This window comes from Sandarakinorhabdus sp., assembly GCF_031422795.1.
Classification (GTDB): Bacteria; Pseudomonadota; Alphaproteobacteria; order Sphingomonadales; family Sphingomonadaceae; genus Sandarakinorhabdus.
Window position 1 is genome coordinate 1 of the sequence record NZ_JANPML010000321.1, and the last position, 3426, is coordinate 3426.

The following is a 3426-nucleotide window of genomic DNA, read 5'->3' on the forward strand; positions in this document are numbered from 1 at the left end:
GCGGGCGCGGGCCCCTCCCTCTCCCCGAACGGGAGAGGGGCAAATCCACCCTCTCCCACCTGGGGAGAGGGTCGACTCGCCGCAGGCGAGCGGGGTGAGGGTTCACATGCGCTCGATGATGATCGCCGGGGCCATGCCGCCAGCAGCGCACATGGTGATGAGACCATGCTTCAAGTCGCGGCGTTCCAGCTCATCCAGAACCGTGCCGATCAGCATCGAACCCGTGGCCCCGATCGGGTGACCGAGCGCGATGGCGCCGCCGTTCACATTCACCTTGTCGCGATCCAGCTTCAGATCACGGATGAATTTTTCCGCAACCACGGCAAAGGCTTCGTTGATTTCCCACAGATCGATATCGTCCACGGTTAGGCCGGCCTTGGCCAGCGCCTTGCGCGCCGCCGGCACCGGCGCATTCAGCATCAGCGTCGGGCAATCGCCCATATTGGCCATGGTCACGATGCGCGCGCGCGGCTTCAGGCCGTTCTTTGTCGCATAGGCCTTGCTGGCCAGCAGCACGGCCGCCGCGCCATCGACCACGCCCGACGAGTTGCCAGCGTGGTGCATATGCTCGATCTTCAGGTCGGGATATTTGGCGTTGATCAGCTTGCGGAAGGTCGTGCCAGCGGTGTCGAGCGGCATGTCAGCGATCTTGGTGAAGCTCGGCTCCAGTGCAGAAAGACCTTCCATCGTCGTCTGCGGGCGCGGGAATTCCTCGTGATCCAGCGCCAGCGTGCCGTCCTCGCGATAAACCGGGATCACGCTCTTGGCAAAACGGCCTTCGGCGATGGCTTGCGCCGCGCGCTTCTGGCTTTCCAGGCCCAGCGCATCCACGTCGGCACGGGCAATGCCTTCCATGCTGGCGATGGCGTCACCGCACACGCCCTGGTGGCTTTGCGGGTGATGCGCCTGCAGGCGGGCGTTGCCGCTGCCCATCATCATCGGCGCCAGGCCGGCGGCCCGCTCTTCCTGCGCCATGGTGGCGGTATAGCTCATCATTTCGGTACCGCCGGCTACAGCCAAATCTTCCATGCCGCTCATGATCTGCGCCGCAGCCAGGTTCACCGAGGTGATGCCGCCCCCGCAGAAGCGGTCCAGCGTCATGCCGCTGGCCTTCAGGTCATAGCCGGCATCCAGCGCCGCCATGCGGCCAAGATCACCGCCCTGCTTCCCCTTCTGGGTGGAGGTCGACCAGATGATATCGTCCACTTCGGCGGTGTTGATGTGATTACGCTCGGCAATCGCCTTCAGCACGGCGGCAGCGAGATGCTGCGGGTGCATATCGGCCAGGCTGCCCTTCCCCACCTTGCCAATGCCACGCGGCGTGCGAACGGTATCGATGATATAGGCTTCGGCCATGGTCTTTCTCCCCAGATGCAACCGGCGCACCCTACGCTTGTGGGCGCGTCCGTCGATTGCGGTTTTTGCCAGTCCTAATAGCTTTTCGGCAGGCCCAGCACATGCTCAGCGATGTACGCGAGGATGAGGTTGGTCGAGACCGGCGCCACCTGATAAAGCCGTGTTTCCCGGAACTTGCGTTCGATATCATATTCCGCGGCAAAGGCGAATCCGCCCAATGTCTGCATCGCCGCCTCACCGGCCTGCCAACTGGCTTCGGCAGCCAGCATCTTGGCCATGTTGGCTTCTGCCCCCGCGACTTCGCCGGACTCATAATGGCGGCAGGCATCGGCAACGACCAGACTGGCGGCATGGGCGCGGGCGTGGGCCTGCGCCAGCGGGAACTGGATGCCCTGATTCTGGCCAATGGGTCGGCCAAACACGTGCCGCTCCTTCGCGTAACTGGTGGCGCGATCGAGGAAAAAGCGCGCATCGCCAATGCATTCAGTGGCGATCAGGATGCGTTCGGCGTTCATGCCCGACAGGATATAGCGAAAGCCCTGCCCTTCCTCCCCGATGCGGTTGGCGGCGGGGATGCGAACATTGTCGAAAAACACCGCCGTGGTGCCATGGTTCATCATGGTTTCGATGGGCTGGATCGACAGGCCCGCACAGTCGCGCATGTCGAGCAGGAACACCGACAGCCCTTCCGTGCGCTTGGCGACCTTGTCCTTTGCCGTGGTGCGGGCCAGCAGCACCATCAGGTCGCTGTGCTGGGCGCGGCTGGTCCACAGCTTGCTGCCGTTGATCACATAATCATCGCCGTCCCTGACCGCTGTGGTGCGGAGCGAAAGCGTATCACTGCCCGACGTCGGTTCCGTCACCCCAAAGGCCTGCAGACGCAGCTCGCCGCGCGCAACTGCCGGCAGATACTGGGCTTTCTGCGCGTCCGAACCATGGCGCAGCAACGTGCCCATCACATACATCTGGGCATGCGCCGCCGCGCCGTTGCCGCCGCTGGCGTGGATTTCCTCCAATATCGCACAGGCCGCCGAAAGCGGCAGGCCAGAGCCGCCAAATTCCTCGGGAATCAACGCCGACAGCCAGCCTTCGCGGGTCAATGCGTCGACAAATTCAATGGGATAGGCGCTGTCCTTGTCCTTCGCCCGCCAATATTCGCCGGGAAAACCGGTACACAGTTTCGCCACAGCGGCGCGGATATCAGGCCAGTTGTTCATGGCCGCATCAGGCCCTGCCCGCAGCCTTCCTGCAAGCCCTCCTGATGGGCAGGGTTGCCGGCGGGCCCGAGCCGGGGCAGCGTGACGACATGGACGCCCTGCCGCTGATCTTGGACTGGCTCACCCCCAAACTGGGAACGACACCGCTGATCATCGGCCTTGCCGGCGCGCAGGGCAGCGGCAAGTCCACTTTGGCGGCCCGGCTGGCAGCACGGCTGCCGGGGTGTATCGCGCCGCTGCCGGCGGCTGGCGGCGGCGCGCTGGCGGCTGGCGGCATCGTGGCTGCCGTGTCCCTCGACGATTTCTACCTGACGCGCGCGCGCCGGCAGGCCCTGGCCGCCCATGTCCACCCGCTGTTCGCCACCCGCGGCGTGCCCGGCACGCATGATGTGCCGCTGCTGCTGGATACCCTGCTGCGCGTCCGCTCCGGCCGGCCGGTCAGCCTGCCGGTGTTCGACAAGCTGGCCGACGATCGCCTGCCCCCGCAGCACTGGCGGCGCTTCAATCGGATCGACATCCTCATCCTGGAAGGCTGGTGCATCGGCGCCCGCCCACAACCCGCCGCCCTGCTTGCCAAACCCGTGAACGCCCTCGAAGCCACCGAAGACCCCCACGCCCTCTGGCGCACCCACGTCAACCAGGCGCTGGCCGGCAACTATCAACGCGCCTGGGCCATGCTCGACGCACTGGCCTTCCTCGCCGCCCCCGATTGGGAAACCGTCCCCCGCTGGCGCGCTGAGCAGGAAGCCGCCCTCACCCGCGCCACTGGCCGGCACGGGATGGACCCAGCCGCCCTCACCCGCTTCTGCGCCCACTACGAACGCCTCACCCGCTGGCAACTGGCGGACACGCC

At 65.6% G+C, this 3426-nt stretch carries 3 protein-coding genes; 1 reads left to right on the top strand and 2 read right to left on the bottom strand.

Annotated features, from left to right (window positions below):
- Positions 1-102 precede the first annotated feature (102 nt).
- Both RMO81_RS11630 and RMO81_RS11635 read right to left on the bottom strand, forming a co-directional pair.
- Positions 103-1356: an acetyl-CoA C-acetyltransferase gene (locus RMO81_RS11630; RefSeq protein WP_310476046.1), complete on the bottom strand. Its 1254-nt coding sequence runs from the start codon at positions 1354-1356 to the stop codon at positions 103-105.
- Between the two features lie 74 nt (positions 1357-1430).
- A complete protein-coding gene (locus tag RMO81_RS11635) occupies positions 1431-2573 on the bottom strand; it encodes an acyl-CoA dehydrogenase family protein (protein ID WP_310476047.1) in 1143 nt (380 codons plus the stop codon).
- A gap of 89 nt (positions 2574-2662) precedes the next feature.
- Here RMO81_RS11635 and RMO81_RS11640 point away from each other — a divergent pair.
- Positions 2663-3426: kinase (locus tag RMO81_RS11640; RefSeq protein WP_310476048.1), on the top strand; the 764-nt coding region annotated here is incomplete at its 3' end.

Excerpts from the sequence above, each read along its gene's own strand:
- RMO81_RS11630 (WP_310476046.1), bottom strand. The coding sequence starts at position 1,356 with ATGGCCGAAGCCTATATCATCGATACCGTTCGCACGCCGCGTGGCATT.
- RMO81_RS11635 (WP_310476047.1), bottom strand. The coding sequence starts at position 2,573 with ATGAACAACTGGCCTGATATCCGCGCCGCTGTGGCGAAACTGTGTACC.